This window comes from Streptomyces sp. NPDC005728 (assembly GCF_040630895.1).
Lineage (GTDB): Bacteria > Actinomycetota > Actinomycetes > Streptomycetales > Streptomycetaceae > Streptomyces.
Genome location: NZ_JBEXYL010000037.1, coordinates 44,918 through 61,010 on the forward strand (window position 1 = coordinate 44,918; position 16,093 = coordinate 61,010).

Consider the following 16,093-nt stretch of genomic DNA (forward strand, 5'->3'; position numbering starts at 1 on the left):
TGCCCCTACCGTCCTCTCACCCCGCGGACCGCAGTGCGGCGAGCTGCTCCGCGAACGGGACCACGGTGAAGTCGGCGACCTCGACGGGGGCCGGCCGCTCCTCCTCGGACGGGCCCGGACGGGCGCCCGACAGCCCGGCCATGAGCCCGGCCAGCTCCCCGGCGGCCCGGTCGATCCGCTCCGGCAGCCCCTCCGCGCCCCAGTCCTCCGAGGCGGCGTAGACGCCGGTCGGGACGACCACGGCACGGAGATGGGCGAAGAGCGGACGCAGCGCGTGCTCCAGGACCAGCGAGTGCCGGGCCGTACCGCCGGTCGCGGCGATCAGCACCGGCTTCCCCGCCAGCGCGTCCTTGTCCAGCACGTCGAAGAACGACTTGAACAGCCCGCTGTACGACGCCGAGAACACCGGGGTGACGACGATCAGACCGTCGGCCTCCGTCACCGCGTCCAGCGCGGCCGCCAGCTTCCGTCCGGGAAAGCCGTTGGTGAAGTTGTGCGCGATCTCGACCGCGAGGTCACGCAGCTCGACCACCTGGAGGTCCACGGGCGTGCGGCGGTCCACGGCGGCGGCCAGCCGGTCGGCCAGCAGCCGGGTGGAGGACGGGACGCTCAGCCCCGCCGAGACGACGACGAGCTTCATGCGGCACTCACCTCCTGGGACGCCTTCAGGGACGCGTGGGTGGGGGCGTCCGGCACGTTCGCCGGACGGTCGTTCGCGAACTCCTTGCGCAGCACCGGTACGACCTCCTCGCCCAGCATGTCGAGCTGCTCCAGCACGGTCTTCAGCGGCAGCCCCGCGTGATCCATGAGGAACAGCTGGCGCTGGTAGTCACCGGCGTACTCGCGGAAGGCCAGGGTCTTCTCGATCACCTGCTGCGGGGAGCCCACGGTCAGCGGGGTCTGCTCGGTGAAGTCCTCCAGCGACGGCCCGTGCCCGTACACCGGTGCGTTGTCGAAGTACGGCCGGAACTCACGCACCGCGTCCTGCGAGTTGCGCCGCATGAACACCTGGCCGCCCAGGCCGACGATCGCCTGCTCCGGCGTGCCGTGCCCGTAGTGGGCGTACCGGGTCCGGTACAGCTCGACCATCCGCTTGGTGTGGTCGGCGGGCCAGAAGATGTTGTTGTGGAAGAAGCCGTCGCCGTAGTAGGCGGCCTGCTCGGCGATCTCCGGGGACCGGATCGACCCGTGCCAGACGAACGGCGGTACGCCGTCCAGCGGGCGCGGCGTGGACGTGAACCCCTGCAGCGGCGAACGGAACTTGCCCTCCCAGTCGACGACGTCCTCGCGCCACAGCCGGTGCAGCAGGGCGTAGTTCTCGACGGCGAGGTTGATGCCCTGCCGGATGTCCTGCCCGAACCAGGGGTAGACCGGCCCGGTGTTGCCGCGGCCCATCATCAGGTCCACCCGGCCGTCGGCCAGGTGCTGGAGCATCGCGAAGTCCTCCGCGATCTTCACCGGGTCGTTGGTGGTGATCAGGGTGGTGGAGGTGGAGAGGACCAGCTTCTCCGTGCGCGCCGCTATGTAGCCGAGCATCGTCGTCGGCGAGGACGGCACGAAGGGCGGGTTGTGGTGCTCGCCGGTGGCGAACACGTCGAGCCCGACCTCCTCGGCCTTGAGCGCGATGGCGACCATGGCCTTGATCCGCTCGCGCTCGCTCGGCGTACGTCCCGTGGTGGGATCCGGCGTGACGTCGCCGACCGTGAAGATCCCGAACTGCATGGTCGCTCACCCTCCAGGTTGTTGACTGTTCAACTATACCCCTGGAACAGCCACCCGGCCCGGGCTATTCCCCGCTTCCGCTACAGCGGCTTCACGAAGTGGAAGGCGCCGATCTCCATCCGTTCCCGCAGGTAGAAGCGGTGAGCATCGGTGCGCTGCGTACCGGAGTCGAGGTTCAGCTCCTGACAGCCGAGCGCCCGGCCGCGCTCCTCCAGGTGGACGAGGAGCGCCCGGCCGACCCCGGCGGACCGGGCGGAGGGAGCGGTCACCAGGTCGTCGACGTACAGCTGACGCAGCGAGACGGTGTTGACCAGCACCCGCCAGCCGGCCACCCCCACACAGGCACCGCCACCCTCGTAGGCCGCGGAGAACCGCAGCCCCTGCGGACTCCCCTCCTCATACACCCGGGCGAACAACTCCTCGGTGAGATGCGGACGCAGCTCACGCAGCACGGGCAGCACCTCGGCACCGAGCCGCGGATCCCCCGGCTCCAGCTCCACGATCTTCATACCGGCAACCCTAGGGGGACAGCCCGGCCCGCCCTAGGGCACCAGCACCAGCCGTCCCCGCACCCCGCCCTCAGCCAGCCGTGCGTGCGCCTTGGCGGCCTCCTCCAGGCCGTACGTCTCGGCCACCCGGAGGGTCAGCGCTCCCTCGTCCACCAGCCGGACCAGCTCCGCCAGCCGCGCACCGTCGGCGCTCACCTCCACGGCCGTGGTCCGCACCCCGCGCACCGGGGCGGGCTGCCGGCCGGGCTGGGCACCGACGAAGACGCCCCCGTCCCGCACCCACTCCAGCGCCGGCTCCCCGAGCATCGCCGCGTCCAGCACCGCGTCCACGCTGCCCGGCGCGACCCCGTCGGCCGTGAAGTCCGCGGCCCCCAGCGACCGCACCAGCTCCTCGTCGACCGCCCGGGCCTGCCCGGTCACCGCGATCCCCCGCTGCGCAGCCAGCTGGACGGCGAACCCGCCGACCGCACCCGCGGCACCGGTCACCAGGAGCGACGCACCCGGCGCCAGGTCCAGCAGGTCGAGGGCCTGGACGGCGGTCAGCCCGTTCAGCGGCAGGGTGCCTGCGTGCACCGCGTCCACCGTGGCCGGCGCCTTGGCCACCGCATCCGCCGGCACGACGACGTACTCGGCGTGCGCGCCCAGCGGATCGGCCACGCCCGCCGCCAGCGCCACCACCGCGTCGCCGACCTGCCAGGCCGCGGCCACTCCCACCGCGTCCACCGTCCCGGCCACGTCCCAGCCGAGCCCCAGCGTGCGCCCCGCCCCGCCGAAGACACCGGCCCGCACGGCCAGGTCCACAGGGTTCACCGCACCGGCCGCCACCTTGATCCGTACCTGCCCGGCTCCCGGCTCCGGGACCGCCACGTCCGCGATCTCCACGGCCTCCGGACCGCCGAACGTCGTCACCACAGCAGCACGCATGTCAACTCTCCTCGATCACAAGGCATTTGATGGGTTCTACGGCAATTCCTCCGCCGCAGCACCAACCCTAGGAGAGCTACTATCTATCCGTAAGTAGTTACCTGGGAGTGCGTAGGAGATCCGGAGGAGACCCCATGGCGACCATGACCGCCACCCAGCGGCGCGAGCAGGCCCGTATCGACTACGACGCCTTCCTGCGCAGCTGCCCCACCAACCAGCTCCTCGGCCGGCTCAGCGACAAGTGGGTCAGCCTCGTCGTCGCCGCGCTGGCCCCCGGCCCCCGGCGCTACAGCGACATCGGCCGCAAGATCGCCGGCGTCAGCCCCAAGATGCTCACCCAGACCCTGCGCACCCTGGAGCGCGACGGCATCATCTCCCGCACGGTCACCCCGTCCGTCCCGGTCCGGGTCGACTATGAACTCACCCCCCTCGGCCGCAGCCTCGCCGGCCTGCTGACCGCGGTGAAGGACTGGGCGGAAACCCACTTCGACGACGTACGAGCGGCCCGCGAGCGCTACGACGAGGAGAACCCCGCCTAGGGCCGCCCAGGGCCTGTCCGGACCCGGATCCTTTGCTGTCTCCGCAAAAGATTTGCTGCCTTCGCAAAAGATCCGGGGCGCGGTCGCTGTCCGGCCACACCATGGCCGCACAGACGCTCCCCGACCTGCGAGGTAGGACGTGACCGCGATCTCCGCGCCCCAGACCGTTCAGCCGCCCCTGCTCAGCGCACGAAGACGCTGGACGGTGCTGGCCGTCTGCTGCCTGAGCATGTTCCTGGTGGGCCTGGACACCACCATCGTCAACGTGGCCCTGCCCGCCGTGGGCCAGGGCCTGGGCATCGGCACGCGCAGCCTCGAATGGACCGTCGACGCGTACACGCTCGTCCTGGCCAGTCTCCTGATCTCCTCCGGCGCGCTGGCGGACCGGCTGGGCCGCCGACGGGTGTTCCGGTGCGGCCTGGCCGTCTTCGGCGCCGCCTCGCTGCTGTGCGCACTCGCACCGTCGGCGGGCGTGCTCGTCGGGGCCCGCGCGGTCCAGGGAGTGGGCGCCTCCATGCTGAGCCCCGTGGCTCTGGCCATCGTCGTGAACGCCATGCCGGATCCGAGAGAGCGAGCGCAGGCGATCGGCGTCTGGGCCTCGGTCTTCGGCCTCAGCATGGCCGCCGGCCCGGTCACGGGCGGGGCACTCGTCGCGGCGTTCGGCTGGCGGTCGGTGTTCTGGATCAACGCACCGGTCATCGTGGCCGCCCTCGTCCTCAGCGCGGTGTTCGTGCCGGAGTCCCGGGCCGCGCGCGGAGGGCGGCGGCTCGACCTCCCGGGCCAGGCCCTGCTGACCGTGGTCATCGGGGTCACCGTCGCCGTCCTCATCGAAGGACCGCGCATCGGCTGGATCTCGCCCGCGGCACTGGCCGCGTACCTGGTCATCGCCCTGGCGACGGCCGGTTTCGTGCGGGTCGAGACCCGTCGCCGCGAGCCCCTCATGGACCTGCGGCTCTTCAGGCGCCCGGCCTTCAGCAGTGCGGTCCTCGGCGCCGTGGCGGTCTTCGTCGCCCTGAACGTGACCCTGCTGCTCAACACCCTCTACCTCCAGCACTCCCGGGGCTGGACCCCCCTGGCCGCCGGCATCGCGACCCTGCCCATGGCACTCGGCGCGACCGTCTGCGCACCTCTGTCGGGGCTCCTGGTCGGGCGTGCGGGACCCCGGTTGCCGCTTCTCCTGGCCGGCGGCTTCCTCACGGTGGGCGGCCTCTGCCTGGTCGGGCTCGACCAGCACACGGGCCTGCCGCTGCTCCTGTCGGCCTACGCGCTCATCGGCGCCGGATTCGGTTTCGCCAACGCCCCGATCACCAACACCGCGGTGAGCGGACTGCCTCCCGCCCGCGCCGGTGTGGCCGGAGCCATCACCTCCACCGCCCGCCAGCTCGGCTCCGCGCTCGGCATCGCCATCGCCGGCGGCCTGGCCGCAGGGACCAGCACCGCGGGGCTCGCCCACGCGTCCCGGCCCGGCTGGATCACCGTCGCGGCCTGCGGCTTGCTGCTGCTCCTCGTGGCCCACGCCTCACGCCCACCGGAGGACACCCGCTGAGGGGTGTCCTCCGGATCATGCCGACGGGGGGAGACATCCCCTAGCCGCGCCCCTCCCGCAACCGGGCGATCTGCTCCCCGCTGAACTCCACGGTCCGCTCCATGTGCCGGACGATCGCGGCCAGCTCGGTGTCGTCCAGCTCGTCGAAGATGCGGGACCAGTCACCGGCCAGCGAGTCCCACATCCGCCCGAACTCGGCGATCTTCTCCGGCACGGTCGCCACCAGCACCCGCCGCCGGTCCGTCTCGTCCCGCTGCCGTACGACGTACCCCGCCCGCTCCAGCCGGTCCACCAGCCGGGTCGCCGACCCGGTCGTCAGCCCCGTCAGCTCGGCCACCCGGCCCGTGGTGACCGGCCCCTTCTCCAGCGTGAGCAGGTTCAGGCACTGCAGATCGGTGGGGTGCAGCCCGATCCGGTCGGCGACGGCCTGGTTGAACAGGGCGTACGACGCCATGTACCGCCGGGACACCACGGACAGCTCCGCCAGCAGCCCGGACCGCCCGCTCCCGTTCCCGGCCATGCCGCACTCTCCTTCGTCTGCGTGGTGCAGAGATCGTACGACGGTCCCGGCGTCTCAGAAGGCGTACGCGTCCCCGGTGTCCAGGACCAGCACCTTCAGCTGGTCGTTCGCGCGGTCCTTGTCCACCACGCCCCCGTTCCAGGCGGTGTCCACCTCCAGCGTGACCTCCGACGGCTTCCCCTTCAGCCGCACCGTCACCTTGATCTGGTCCCCCGTCTCGGCCGCGGCCAGCGTCCCGGTCCCGCACACCACCGTCCGCTCGTCCGTCCGCGCGCAGCCGGACGGCAACTGCTGCTGCTCGGCCAGCGGGGCCGACCAGCGCAGCAGCACCGTCGCGTCCGGCACGGCCGAGGGGCCGCTGTTGCTCGGGGTGAGCCGGACCTCCACCTGGTCCCCGCTCATGACCGCGCTCCCGTGAAAGGCCAGATCGGCCTCGGGCGTGTCGGCCGCCCCGGCCGGCCCTGCCGCACCCACGGCCACCGCCACGGCACCGCACGCACCCAGTACCCACGTTCTCATCCGCATGCCACCTCACCTCATCCTCGTCCCGTATGCCGTACGGATGCATGCCACGAGGACGAGCCCGCCAGGCGCCCTCCAACAGGTGACAGCACGCCCGCCACCGGGCGGCACCGCGCCCGCGTGCGAAGCTGCGCCCATGTCGATCCTCCGCTCCGCCGCCCTCTTCGTGCTCGCCGCACTGTTCGAGATCGGCGGCGCCTGGCTGGTCTGGCAGGGCGTGCGCGAACACCGCGGGTGGCTGTGGATCACCGGCGGGGTCCTCGCCCTCGGCGCGTACGGCTTCGTCGCCACGTTCCAGCCGGACGCCCACTTCGGCCGCATCCTGGCCGCCTACGGAGGGATCTTCGTGGCCGGGTCGATCCTGTGGGGCGTGGTCGCCGACGGCTTCCGCCCCGACCGCTGGGACATCGCCGGAGCCCTGATCTGCCTGGCCGGGATGGCCGTGATCATGTGGGCGCCGCGGAACGGCGCCTGAGCCTCGCCTACGCTGGACGGAGCCGACCGCAGACCGACCCCAGGAGCAGTCCATGGCCACCGCCGCCCCGTCCGCCGCTTCCCGTATCGCCGTCGTCACGGGTGCGAGCAGCGGTATCGGTGCCGCCACGGCCCGGCAGCTCGCCGAGGCCGGCTACCGCGTCGTCCTCACGGCCCGCCGCAAGGACCGCATCGAGGCCCTGGCGAAGGAACTCACCACGGCGGGCCACTCGGCCACGGCGTACCAGCTGGACGTGACGGACCGCGCGGCCGTGGACGAATTCGCGACGGCCTTCAAAACGATCGGCGTCCTGGTCAACAACGCCGGCGGAGCCCTGGGCGCGGACCCGGTGGCCACCGGCGACCCGGCCGACTGGCGCACGATGTACGAGACGAACGTCCTCGGCACCCTGAACATCACGCAGGCCCTGCTCCCGAAGCTGGAGGCGAGCGGCGACGGAGTGGTGGTCGTGGTGTCCTCCACGGCGGGCCACGGCACGTACGAGGGCGGCGGGGGCTACGTCGCGGCCAAGCACGGCGCCCACGTCCTCGCCGAGACGCTCCGCCTGGAGATCGTCGGCCGGCCGGTCCGCGTCATCGAGATCGCGCCCGGCATGGTCAAGACGGAGGGGTTCGCCCTGACCCGCTTCGGCGGCGACGAGGAGAAGGCGGCGAAGGTCTACCAGGGCGTGGCCGAGCCCCTCACCGCCGACGACGTGGCCGAGACGATCACCTGGGCGGTCACCCGCCCCAGCCACGTCAACGTGGATCTCCTGGTCCTGCGTCCCCGTGCCCAGGCCTCCAACACCAAGGTCCACCGGGAGCTGTGATGCCGGACGAGGACTCCCTCGAGAAGCGGCGCCTGGAACAGGAGACGAAGAACGAGCGCCAGGTCTGGTACTTCCTCGCGTACTTCCTCTTCGGCATCCACTTCGTGGCGTTCGTGATGATCTACGCGGTGCGCCACGCGAAGTGACCGGGGCGCTGGTGGCCCAGCCGTTCGGACGCGGTTGACTCGCGCGCCGCGCCGGACCGCGGTGGGGTGGACCCGGACACCTGCCGCCCGTGCAGCGCACGGGCGGCACCGGGTGCTCAGCCGTGAAGGGACCCAGCGTGCTCACAGCCGGACCCATATCGGGCCGCGGGCGTTGTGCCGCGGTCGTCGCCGCGGTGGCGGCCTGCTCGACGGTACTGACCGGGCCGGACCTCGTCGTGGCCGGCGGTACGCCGGCACCCGCGGTGCCCGCCCCGCAGCTGGAGTGGACGCCCTGCGTCCAGGGCAGCCCGTTCGACTGCGCGACCGCGAAGGTGCCGCTGGACTACCGCAACCCCGGCGGCCGCACCATCGAACTGGCCGTCGTCAAGCGGAAGGCGACCGGCCCCGGACGGCGCATAGGCACCCTGTTCTACAACCCCGGCGGACCCGGCGGGCCCGGAACCGTGCAGATGCCACAGAACTACGGGTTCTTCCCGCGCGAGGTGCGGGAGCGGTTCGACATCGTCAGCTGGGATCCACGCGGAGTCGGCAGCAGCACCTCGGTGAACTGCTTCGCGACTCCCCGGGAAGCCGACGCGTGGACCGCGGGCAAACCGGCCGGCGTCCCGGTGGGCGAACGGCAGCGGGCGGCTTTGACCGCCGCGTACGAGGATCTGGCCCGGCGCTGCCGGCAGCGTGACCCCGAGCTGCTGCGCCATGTGTCGACCGCCGACACCGCTCACGACCTCGACCAGCTCCGCCGGGCGGTGGGCGACCCGCAACTCACCTACCTCGGAACCTCCTACGGCACTTTCCTGGGCGCCACCTACGCCAACCTCTTCCCGGGCAAGGTCCGCGCCATGGCCCTCGACAGCAACATCGACCCGCAGGCCTGGACGAACCACGCCTCCGACGCTGAACCCCGGCTCACGACGTTCCTGCGCATGGGCTCGGACGGCGGCGCGGCAGCGGTACTGGACCGGTTCCTCACCCTGTGCGGGTCCACGACCAGCGCCGGCTGCGCCTTCTCCGCCGGCAGCCCGAAGGCGACCCGGGACAGGTTCGACCAGCTGATGCAGCGGCTGCGGGCGCATCCCGTGGGCGCGTGGACCTACGGCCGTACGGTCGCCGACGTGGTGAGCGGCCTCTACGTCGTCCACCCCGGCTGGACCGACCTCGCCGGCAGGCTGCAGGACCTCTGGCAGGGCCGCGTCCCGAAGCCGTCCCCGCCCCCACCCGCGCAACCGGTCCCGCATCCGCATCCGTACACGGGAGAGGAACAGGCCGGTGCGGTGTTCTGCGGCGACAGCCCCAATCCGCGTGACCCCGCCGTCTACCCCGCCCTGGAGGAGGCCGCCGCCGCCCGTGCGGGCGACGCCGGACGCCTGTGGACCTGGGCCGCCGTGGGGTGCATCTCGTGGCCGACCGTGGCGGCCGACCGCTACCGCGGCCCGTGGAACAGGCCGACGGCCCACCCGGTCCTGCTGGTCGGCACCACCTACGACCCCGCCACTCCCTACGCGGACGCGCAGGCGCTGGCCCGGGAACTGGCCGACGCCCGCCTGCTCACCCACGACGGATACGGTCACACCGCACTGGTCAACCCCAGCAGCTGCGTGAAGACGTACGAGAGCCGCTACTTCGTCGACGGCACCCTCCCGCCGGCCGGGACGACCTGCCGGCAGGACGAGCCACCCTTCCCCGCGCCCAAGCCGACCGGCGGCGTCGCCGCCGGTGGCGGGGCGCTGGCAGAAGGAGTGCCGGTGCCGGTCGTCAGCCCTTCACGCAGACGACCTGCTTGAGCTTCGCCACCACCTCGACCAGGTCCCGCTGCTGGTCGATGACCTGGTCGATGGACTTGTACGCGCCCGGGATCTCGTCCACCACGCCGGAGTCCTTGCGGCACTCCACGCCCCGGGTCTGCTCCTCCAGGTCCTTCGTGGAGAAGCGCCGCTTGGCCGCGTTACGGCTCATGCGGCGACCGGCGCCGTGCGAGGCCGAGTTGAAGGCCAGCTCGTTGCCGAGACCCTTCACGATGTACGAACCGGTGCCCATCGAGCCCGGGATGATCCCGTACTCGCCGGAGCCGGCCCGGATCGCGCCCTTGCGGGTGACCAGCAGGTCCATGCCCTCGTACTGCTCCTCCGCCACGTAGTTGTGGTGGCAGGAGATCTCCTGCTCGAAGGTCGGCTTCGCCTTCTTGAACTCCTTGCGGATCACGTCCTTCAGGAGCGCCATCATGATCGTGCGGTTGTACCTGGCGTACTCCTGCGCCCAGAACAGGTCGTTGCGGTAGGCCGCCATCTGCGGGGTGTCCGCGACGAAGACGGCGAGGTCGCGGTCGACCAGGCCCTGGTTGTGCGGGAGTTTCTGGGCCACGCCGATGTGGTGATCGGCGAGTTCCTTGCCGATGTTGCGGGAACCGGAGTGCAGCATCAGCCAGACGGCACCGGTGGTGTCCGTGCAGACCTCGATGAAGTGGTTGCCCGAGCCGAGGGTGCCCATCTGCTTGGTGGCCCGCTCCTCACGGAAGCGCACCGCCTCCGCGACGCCGTGGAACCGCTTCCAGAAGTCGTCCCACCCGCTGGTCGCCAGTCCGTGGAACTGCCCGGGGTCCGCGGGATCGTCGTGCATCCCCCGCCCCACCGGAATGGCCTGCTCGATCTTCGAGCGCAGCCGTGACAGATCCCCCGGCAGGTCGTCGGCGGTCAGCGACGTCCGCACCGCCGACATCCCGCACCCGATGTCCACCCCCACCGCGGCAGGGCACACCGCCCCCTGCATCGCGATGACCGACCCGACCGTCGCGCCCTTTCCGTAGTGCACGTCCGGCATCACGGCCAGGCCCTTGATCCAGGGCAGGGTCGCCACGTTCTGGAGCTGGCGCAGGGCCACGTCCTCCACGGTCGCGGGGTCGGTCCACATCCGGATCGGGACCTTCGCACCCGGCATCTCCACGTACGACATACGTTCCTCATTCCCCCGAAAAAGACAACAAATGGCTTAGAAACATCAAAACGCAAAAGCGACGCCAAGGTCTACGAAAAGGGACAGGGGACCGGCGTTCACAGCAGTGCGTGCGATACACATTGTCTCCAGGGAGCGCCCCGCTGCGGCAAGCGAATAACCAGCGGGGACACTGGATCACCAAGCGAGCGCACACCGTCGAGAGGAGCCCGACCGTGCAGCGGAAGGCGTACGTAACCGGCACCGCCGCACTCCTCGCGGCACTGCTGGCCGGCTGCACGAGCGGTTCCGGCGACGACAACCCGACGGACAACGCCAACGCGGACGGCGCCGGTACGGCCACGGTGGCGGCCCAGCCCGGCAAGTACCGCACGCTCCCCGAGCCCTGCGGCGCGGTCGACCGCGACACCCTCGGTTCGCTGCTGCCCGGCATCGGGCAGCTCATCGACCCGGTCCAGCGGGACAAGGCCTACCAGGGCGAGGCGACACTCACCTACAACACCGACCGCAAGGTGGGCTGCCACTGGAAGGTGGAGTCCGCCGCTGCCACCGACCGTCTCTCGGTCGACTTCGAGCGCGTGGTGTCGTACGACAACACGGTCAGCGACGACGACCAGGCGCAGAAACTGTTCCAGGAGATGGAGACGGCCGCCGACCTGCCCGAGCCGAGCGCCTCCACCTCCACCCCGACCCCCAGCTCCTCCTCGGCCACCGGGACGCCCACCGGCACGGCCACCCCCACGGCCACCCCCACAGCCACCGCGAGCGACGAGGACTCCCCCTCCCCCGCGGACAGCTCCCCCGGGGCCACTCCGGCCGATCTCCAGCCTCGCGTGCTGTCCGATCTCGGTGACGAGGCGTATCTGGACGACCGGCTGAGCACGTCCGGTTCGACGGCCGAACCGCGCACGGTGACTGTGGTGTTCCGCACGTCCAACGTCGTCGTCACCCTCGAGTACGAGGAGCAGCCGATGGTGGCCGGAGCGGTCCCGGACAGCAAGGAAATGCAGGACAGGGCCCTTGATCTGGCCTCGCAGCTGGCCGACACACTCAACGGCTGACCCCCGCCGGTGCCTCTTCCGCCGCCCCCCGCAAAGCGGCCGAACGGAAACCGCACAGCTCCTTCACCGCGTACGGTGGCCCCGCAGGAACCCGCACGAACACCGAGCGTCACGAGTGAAGGAACCATGCAGCGAGCAGCCCAGCGAGACGACCGTGCCCAGCGAGCCCAGCGCCTTCGCCGCGTTCTTGTCTGCGCGGCAGCCGTTCCCGCGGTCCTGATCACCGCCGCCTGCTCCTCGGACAGCGGCGACTCCAAGGACAAGGGCGGCGCGAGCGCCCAGCAGACCGCGGGCGGCTCGACCGGGCAGCCCTCGTCGAGCGCGTCCCCGACCGTGCAGGCGGCCGCGTACCGGAAGCTTCCCGAGCCGTGCACGGTGCTGTCGAAGAAGACCCTGACCGATCTGGTGCCCAAGGGCGTCAAGTCGGCCAAGGAGGGCAAGTCCGATGACACGGCAAGCCGTTCCTCCTGCTCCTGGAACAGCCTGGACAACAACGGCGTCAAGGGCTCCCAGTTCCGCTGGCTGAACGTCTCCCTGCTGCGCTTCGACTCGGACGCCAACCGCGGCGCGGGCGACAAGCAGGCGCACGCGTACTTCACCCAGCAGGTCAGCGACGCACAGAACGTGTCCGGCGCGAAGAACACCAAGGCGGAGCCGGTCACGGGGACGGGCGCCGAGGCGACGGTGGTGCGGTACGACCTGAAGAAGAAGGAGGGCGCCTTCAAGCAGCAGACGGTGGTCGCCCGGGTCGAGAACGTGGTCGTCACGCTCGACTACAACGGCGCCGGTCTCGCGGGCGAGAAGACCCCCGGCGCCGACGATCTGGCCAAGGCGGCGGAGAAAGCCGTCAAGGAGGCGATCGCGGCCGTCTCGGCGGCCAACGGCAGTGGTTCCGGAACCAGTTCGTCCACGAAGCCGTCCGGCTCCCCCTCCAAGTCCGCGTCGAAGTCCCCCTCGAAGTCGGCGTCCAAGTCCCCCTCCTCCGGCGCATCTCCGTCCAAGTCGGCCACCGCGAAGAACTGACCGGCCTCACGTCCGCCGGATGCGTATGCCACTCTGTTGCGCGCAACAACACGCAAGGGGAGGGATGTACGAGTGGCCGCGCCAATGCAGCTGACTCGGATGCACCGCATACTCATCGGCGTGGTCGTGTCCGGCGCGCTGATCATCGCCGGCATCGGCTTCGCCGGTTCCTACGCGGCCGTCCGTGAGCTGGCCATCAAGAAGGGTTTCGGGAACTTCTCCTATGTGTTCCCGATCGGCATCGACGCAGGTATCTGTGTCCTGCTGGCCCTGGACCTGCTGCTGACCTGGATCCGTATCCCGTTCCCGCTGCTGCGTCAGACGGCCTGGCTCCTGACGGCGGCGACCATCGCCTTCAACGGCGCCGCCGCCTGGCCGGACCCGCTGGGTGTGGGCATGCACGCGGTGATCCCGATCCTGTTCGTGGTCGCCGTCGAGGCGGCCCGCCACGCGATCGGCCGGATCGCCGACATCACGGCCGACAAGCACATGGAGGGGGTCCGCCTCACCCGCTGGCTCCTCTCCCCGGTCCCGACCTTCCTCCTGTGGCGCCGGATGAAGCTGTGGGAGCTGCGCTCCTACGAGCAGGTCATCAAGCTGGAGCAGGAACGTCTCGTCTACCAGGCAAGACTGCACGCCCGCTTCGGCCGCGCCTGGCGCCGCAAGGCCCCGGTGGAGTCCCTGATGCCCCTGCGCCTGGCCCGCTACGGCGTTCCCCTGGCGGAGACGGCCCCGGCGGGCCTGGCAGCGGCAGGCATAGAACCGGCGCTCCTGCCGCCGGCGCCGCAGCCCCAGCTGGCCGCGGCCGACGACGCCCCGGCTGCGGGCGGTCGTGCCGCTGTGGGCGCAGCGGCAGCTCCCGGCGAGCAGCGCCCCCGGCTCCCCGGCCAGCGCACCGGGGAACCGGAATACGTCCAGGACCCGCAGGACCCGGAACAGAGCCCCTGGTTCCAGGCCCAGCCCGAGACCGACTACCACGGCGGCTACGACCCCGCCTACAACCCGGTCCCGGACCCCCAGTACGTCCCGGACGAACAGTACGAGGACTGGTACGAGGAACAGCCCCCGGAGCAGTTCCAGCAGCCCTCCTCGTCGGAGGAGACCGGCAGCTTCCCCATCCCGGTGGGCCCGAACCGCACCCGCGAGCTGGGAGAGGGCGGCGGCACGCCCCCCGTCGAGCCCGACGAAGAGGCCTTCTACCAGGTCTTCCGCCAGTCGATCGACGGCAGCTACCCCACCGCCGGCCAGTTCCGCGGCGACGTGGAGGCGACCTACGGCATGTCCCTGCCGCAGCGCGATGCCGAGCGCATGGTCAACCGCTTCACCAACCGTCACACGGCGGAACTGCAGGACGACCACATCGCCTAGCGAAAGCGCACGGAGAAACGGAAGAACGGTAAAGGAAAGGGGCCCTCGTCCGAGGGCCCCTTTCCTTTACCGCCTACTCCTACCGCTTACTCCCCGAGCAGGTTCCTCACCCGGTCCTGCCCCACCGCCAGCAGCAGCGTGGGCAGCCGCGGCCCCGTGTCCCGCCCGACCAGCAGGTGGTACAGCAGCGCGAAGAACGACCGCTGGGCCGTCTTGATCTCCGGCGGCAGTTCCTTCGGCGTGGCGTCGGCCGAGAACCCGGCCTGCACCTTCGGCACGCCGTACACGAGGTGGGTCAGCCCGTCGAGGGACCAGTGCTCGGCGAGCCCGTCGAGCAGCAGCCGTACCGACTGCTGGGAGGCCTCGTCGAGGGACTTCAGCAGCTCGACGTCCGGCTCGGCGCGGACGATGGTGCGCTGGTCGGCGGGGACGTGGGTGTTGATCCACGCCTCGGCCTTGTCGTACCGCGGCCGCGCCCCGTCGAGGGAGGACAGCGGCTGCTCCGGGTCCAGCTCGGAGAGGATCCGCAGCGCCTGGTCCTCGTGCCCGGCGGTGATGTCGGCGACGGACGCGAGCGTGCGGTACGGCAGCGGGCGCGGCGTCTTCGTCAGCTCACCGGCGGCGGTTCCCACGGCCCGCGTGTACGCGGCGACGTCGGCCGGGAGGGCGGACCCGTCCGCGACCTTGCCGGCGAGCTTGTCCCACTCGTCGTACAGCCGCTGGATCTCCTGGTCGAAGGCGATCTTGAAGGACTGGTTGGGCCGGCGCCGGGCGTACAGCCAGCGCAGGATCTGCGGCTCCATGATCTTCAGCGCGTCGCCCGGGGTGGGCACACCGCCCCGCGAGGACGACATCTTCGCCATCCCGGAGATACCGACGAACGCGTACATCGGACCGATGGGCTGCTTGCCGTCGAAGATCCCGACGATCTGCCCGCCGACCTGGAACGACGAACCCGGGGACGAGTGGTCGACACCGGAGGGCTCGAAGACGACACCCTCGTAGGCCCACCGCATCGGCCAGTCGACCTTCCAGACCAGCTTGCCGCGGTTGAACTCGCTCAGCCGGACGGTCTCGGAGAACCCGCAGGCGGTGCAGGTGTACGCCAGCTCGGTGCTGTCGTCGTCGTACGAGGTGACGGTCGTCAGGTCCTTCCCGCAGTTGCCGCAGTACGGCTTGTACGGGAAGTACCCGGCGGAGCCGGCGCTGCCGTCGTCCTCGGACGCGGCGCCCGAGCCCTCCTCGGCCTCCAGTTCGGCCTCGTCCACGGCCTTCTGCTGCTGCTTCTTGGCCGGCTTCGCCTTGGTCCGGTACTGGTCGAGGATCGCGTCGATGTCGCCGCGGTGCTTCATGGCGTGCAGGATCTGCTCGCGGTAGACACCGGAGGTGTACTGCGCCGTCTGGCTGATCCCGTCGAACTCCACGCCCAGTTCGGCCAGCGACTCGACCATCGCGGCCTTGAAGTGCTCGGCCCAGTTCGCGTACGCGGAGCCCTTCGGGGCGGGCACGGAGGTCAGCGGCTTGCCGATGTGCTCGGCCCAGGACTCGTCGACGCCCGCGATGCCGGCCGGGACCTTGCGGTAGCGGTCGTAGTCGTCCCACGAGATCAGGTGCCGGACCTGGTGCCCGCGCCGGCGGACCTCGTCGGCGACGAGGTGCGGGGTCATGACCTCGCGGAGGTTCCCGAGGTGGATGGGGCCGGAGGGGGAGAGTCCGGAGGCGACGACGACCGGTTTGCCCGGGGCCCGACGCTCCGACTCCTCGATGACCTCATCCGCGAAACGGGAGACCCAGTCGGTGGTCTCGGTGCTCTGAGCCACGATCGGCACGTCCTTCTTTCTGAACGGGTGACACCCCATTGTCACAGACCGGCTTGCGACCGGGAAAACCGCTTTACCCCCCATGGGATACTGGCTGGGTCTATCCATCCCCACGAGGAGAA

At 70.9% G+C, this 16,093-nt stretch carries 17 protein-coding genes; 9 read left to right on the plus strand and 8 right to left on the minus strand.

Going from position 1 to position 16,093, the window contains the following annotated elements; all coding sequences use genetic code 11:
• Positions 1-16 precede the first annotated feature (16 nt).
• The 4 genes from ABZ471_RS24545 to ABZ471_RS24560 form a co-directional block, all read right to left on the minus strand.
• A complete protein-coding gene (locus ABZ471_RS24545) occupies positions 17-640 on the minus strand; it encodes an FMN reductase (RefSeq protein WP_359068982.1) in 624 nt (207 codons plus the stop codon).
• Entirely contained in the window at positions 637-1,722 is a 1,086-nt protein-coding gene (locus ABZ471_RS24550; RefSeq protein WP_359068984.1) for an LLM class flavin-dependent oxidoreductase, read from the minus strand. The genes ABZ471_RS24545 and ABZ471_RS24550 overlap by 4 nt, the downstream gene beginning before the upstream one ends.
• Positions 1,723-1,802: 80 nt before the next feature.
• Entirely contained in the window at positions 1,803-2,231 is a 429-nt protein-coding gene (locus tag ABZ471_RS24555) for a GNAT family N-acetyltransferase (RefSeq protein ID WP_359068985.1), read from the minus strand.
• A 33-nt stretch (positions 2,232-2,264) separates the two neighbouring features.
• Positions 2,265-3,155, minus strand: coding sequence for an NADP-dependent oxidoreductase (locus tag ABZ471_RS24560; protein WP_359068986.1), 891 nt, complete (start codon positions 3,153-3,155; stop codon positions 2,265-2,267).
• A gap of 134 nt (positions 3,156-3,289) precedes the next feature.
• Between ABZ471_RS24560 and ABZ471_RS24565 the strand changes: the two genes are divergently transcribed.
• Both ABZ471_RS24565 and ABZ471_RS24570 read left to right on the plus strand, forming a co-directional pair.
• Positions 3,290-3,694, plus strand: coding sequence for a helix-turn-helix domain-containing protein (locus tag ABZ471_RS24565; RefSeq protein WP_359068987.1), 405 nt, complete (start codon positions 3,290-3,292; stop codon positions 3,692-3,694).
• Between the two features lie 139 nt (positions 3,695-3,833).
• On the plus strand, positions 3,834-5,240 hold the full coding sequence (locus ABZ471_RS24570; protein ID WP_359068988.1) for an MFS transporter: 1,407 nt from the start codon (positions 3,834-3,836) through the stop codon (positions 5,238-5,240).
• A gap of 40 nt (positions 5,241-5,280) precedes the next feature.
• Here ABZ471_RS24570 and ABZ471_RS24575 read toward each other — a convergent pair whose 3' ends face one another.
• Positions 5,281-5,760, minus strand: a complete 480-nt coding sequence (locus tag ABZ471_RS24575) for a MarR family winged helix-turn-helix transcriptional regulator (RefSeq protein WP_359068989.1) — start codon at positions 5,758-5,760, stop codon at positions 5,281-5,283.
• Positions 5,761-5,814: 54 nt separating this feature from the next.
• On the minus strand, positions 5,815-6,285 hold the full coding sequence (locus ABZ471_RS24580; protein WP_359068991.1) for a hypothetical protein: 471 nt from the start codon (positions 6,283-6,285) through the stop codon (positions 5,815-5,817).
• A 133-nt stretch (positions 6,286-6,418) separates the two neighbouring features.
• On the opposite strand from ABZ471_RS24580, the gene ABZ471_RS24585 reads away from it, so the two are divergent.
• The 4 genes from ABZ471_RS24585 (at position 6,419) to ABZ471_RS24600 (ending at position 9,534) form a co-directional block, all read left to right on the plus strand.
• The gene (locus ABZ471_RS24585; RefSeq protein ID WP_359068993.1) at positions 6,419-6,757 is read left to right on the plus strand and encodes a YnfA family protein; all 339 of its coding nucleotides are present in this window, start codon (positions 6,419-6,421) and stop codon (positions 6,755-6,757) included.
• Positions 6,758-6,809: 52 nt separating this feature from the next.
• Positions 6,810-7,586 (plus strand): SDR family NAD(P)-dependent oxidoreductase, encoded by a 777-nt coding sequence (locus tag ABZ471_RS24590; protein ID WP_359068994.1) that lies wholly within the window; start codon positions 6,810-6,812, stop codon positions 7,584-7,586.
• A complete protein-coding gene (locus ABZ471_RS24595) occupies positions 7,586-7,732 on the plus strand; it encodes a hypothetical protein (RefSeq protein WP_359068995.1) in 147 nt (48 codons plus the stop codon). Before ABZ471_RS24590 ends, ABZ471_RS24595 begins: the two co-directional genes overlap by 1 nt.
• Before the next feature lie 137 nt (positions 7,733-7,869).
• Positions 7,870-9,534, plus strand: coding sequence for an alpha/beta hydrolase (locus tag ABZ471_RS24600; RefSeq protein ID WP_359068996.1), 1,665 nt, complete (start codon positions 7,870-7,872; stop codon positions 9,532-9,534).
• On the opposite strand, the gene ABZ471_RS24605 is transcribed toward ABZ471_RS24600, so the two are convergent.
• Positions 9,506-10,699: an RtcB family protein gene (locus ABZ471_RS24605; RefSeq protein WP_359068997.1), complete on the minus strand. Its 1,194-nt coding sequence runs from the start codon at positions 10,697-10,699 to the stop codon at positions 9,506-9,508. The two genes, ABZ471_RS24600 and ABZ471_RS24605, sit on opposite strands and share 29 nt — an antisense overlap.
• Positions 10,700-10,914: 215 nt before the next feature.
• Between ABZ471_RS24605 and ABZ471_RS24610 the strand changes: the two genes are divergently transcribed.
• From ABZ471_RS24610 to ABZ471_RS24620, 3 genes are all read left to right on the plus strand, one after another.
• Positions 10,915-11,760, plus strand: coding sequence for a DUF3558 domain-containing protein (locus ABZ471_RS24610; RefSeq protein ID WP_359068998.1), 846 nt, complete (start codon positions 10,915-10,917; stop codon positions 11,758-11,760).
• Between the two features lie 126 nt (positions 11,761-11,886).
• A complete protein-coding gene (locus ABZ471_RS24615; protein WP_359068999.1) occupies positions 11,887-12,783 on the plus strand; it encodes a DUF3558 family protein in 897 nt (298 codons plus the stop codon).
• A gap of 99 nt (positions 12,784-12,882) precedes the next feature.
• Entirely contained in the window at positions 12,883-14,151 is a 1,269-nt protein-coding gene (locus tag ABZ471_RS24620) for a DUF2637 domain-containing protein (protein ID WP_359069000.1), read from the plus strand.
• 86 nt (positions 14,152-14,237) lie between these two features.
• Here the strand turns inward: ABZ471_RS24620 and lysS are convergent, their stop codons facing one another.
• Positions 14,238-15,980, minus strand: a complete 1,743-nt coding sequence (gene lysS, locus ABZ471_RS24625) for a lysine--tRNA ligase (protein ID WP_359069001.1) — start codon at positions 15,978-15,980, stop codon at positions 14,238-14,240.
• Positions 15,981-16,093: the final 113 nt, after the last annotated feature.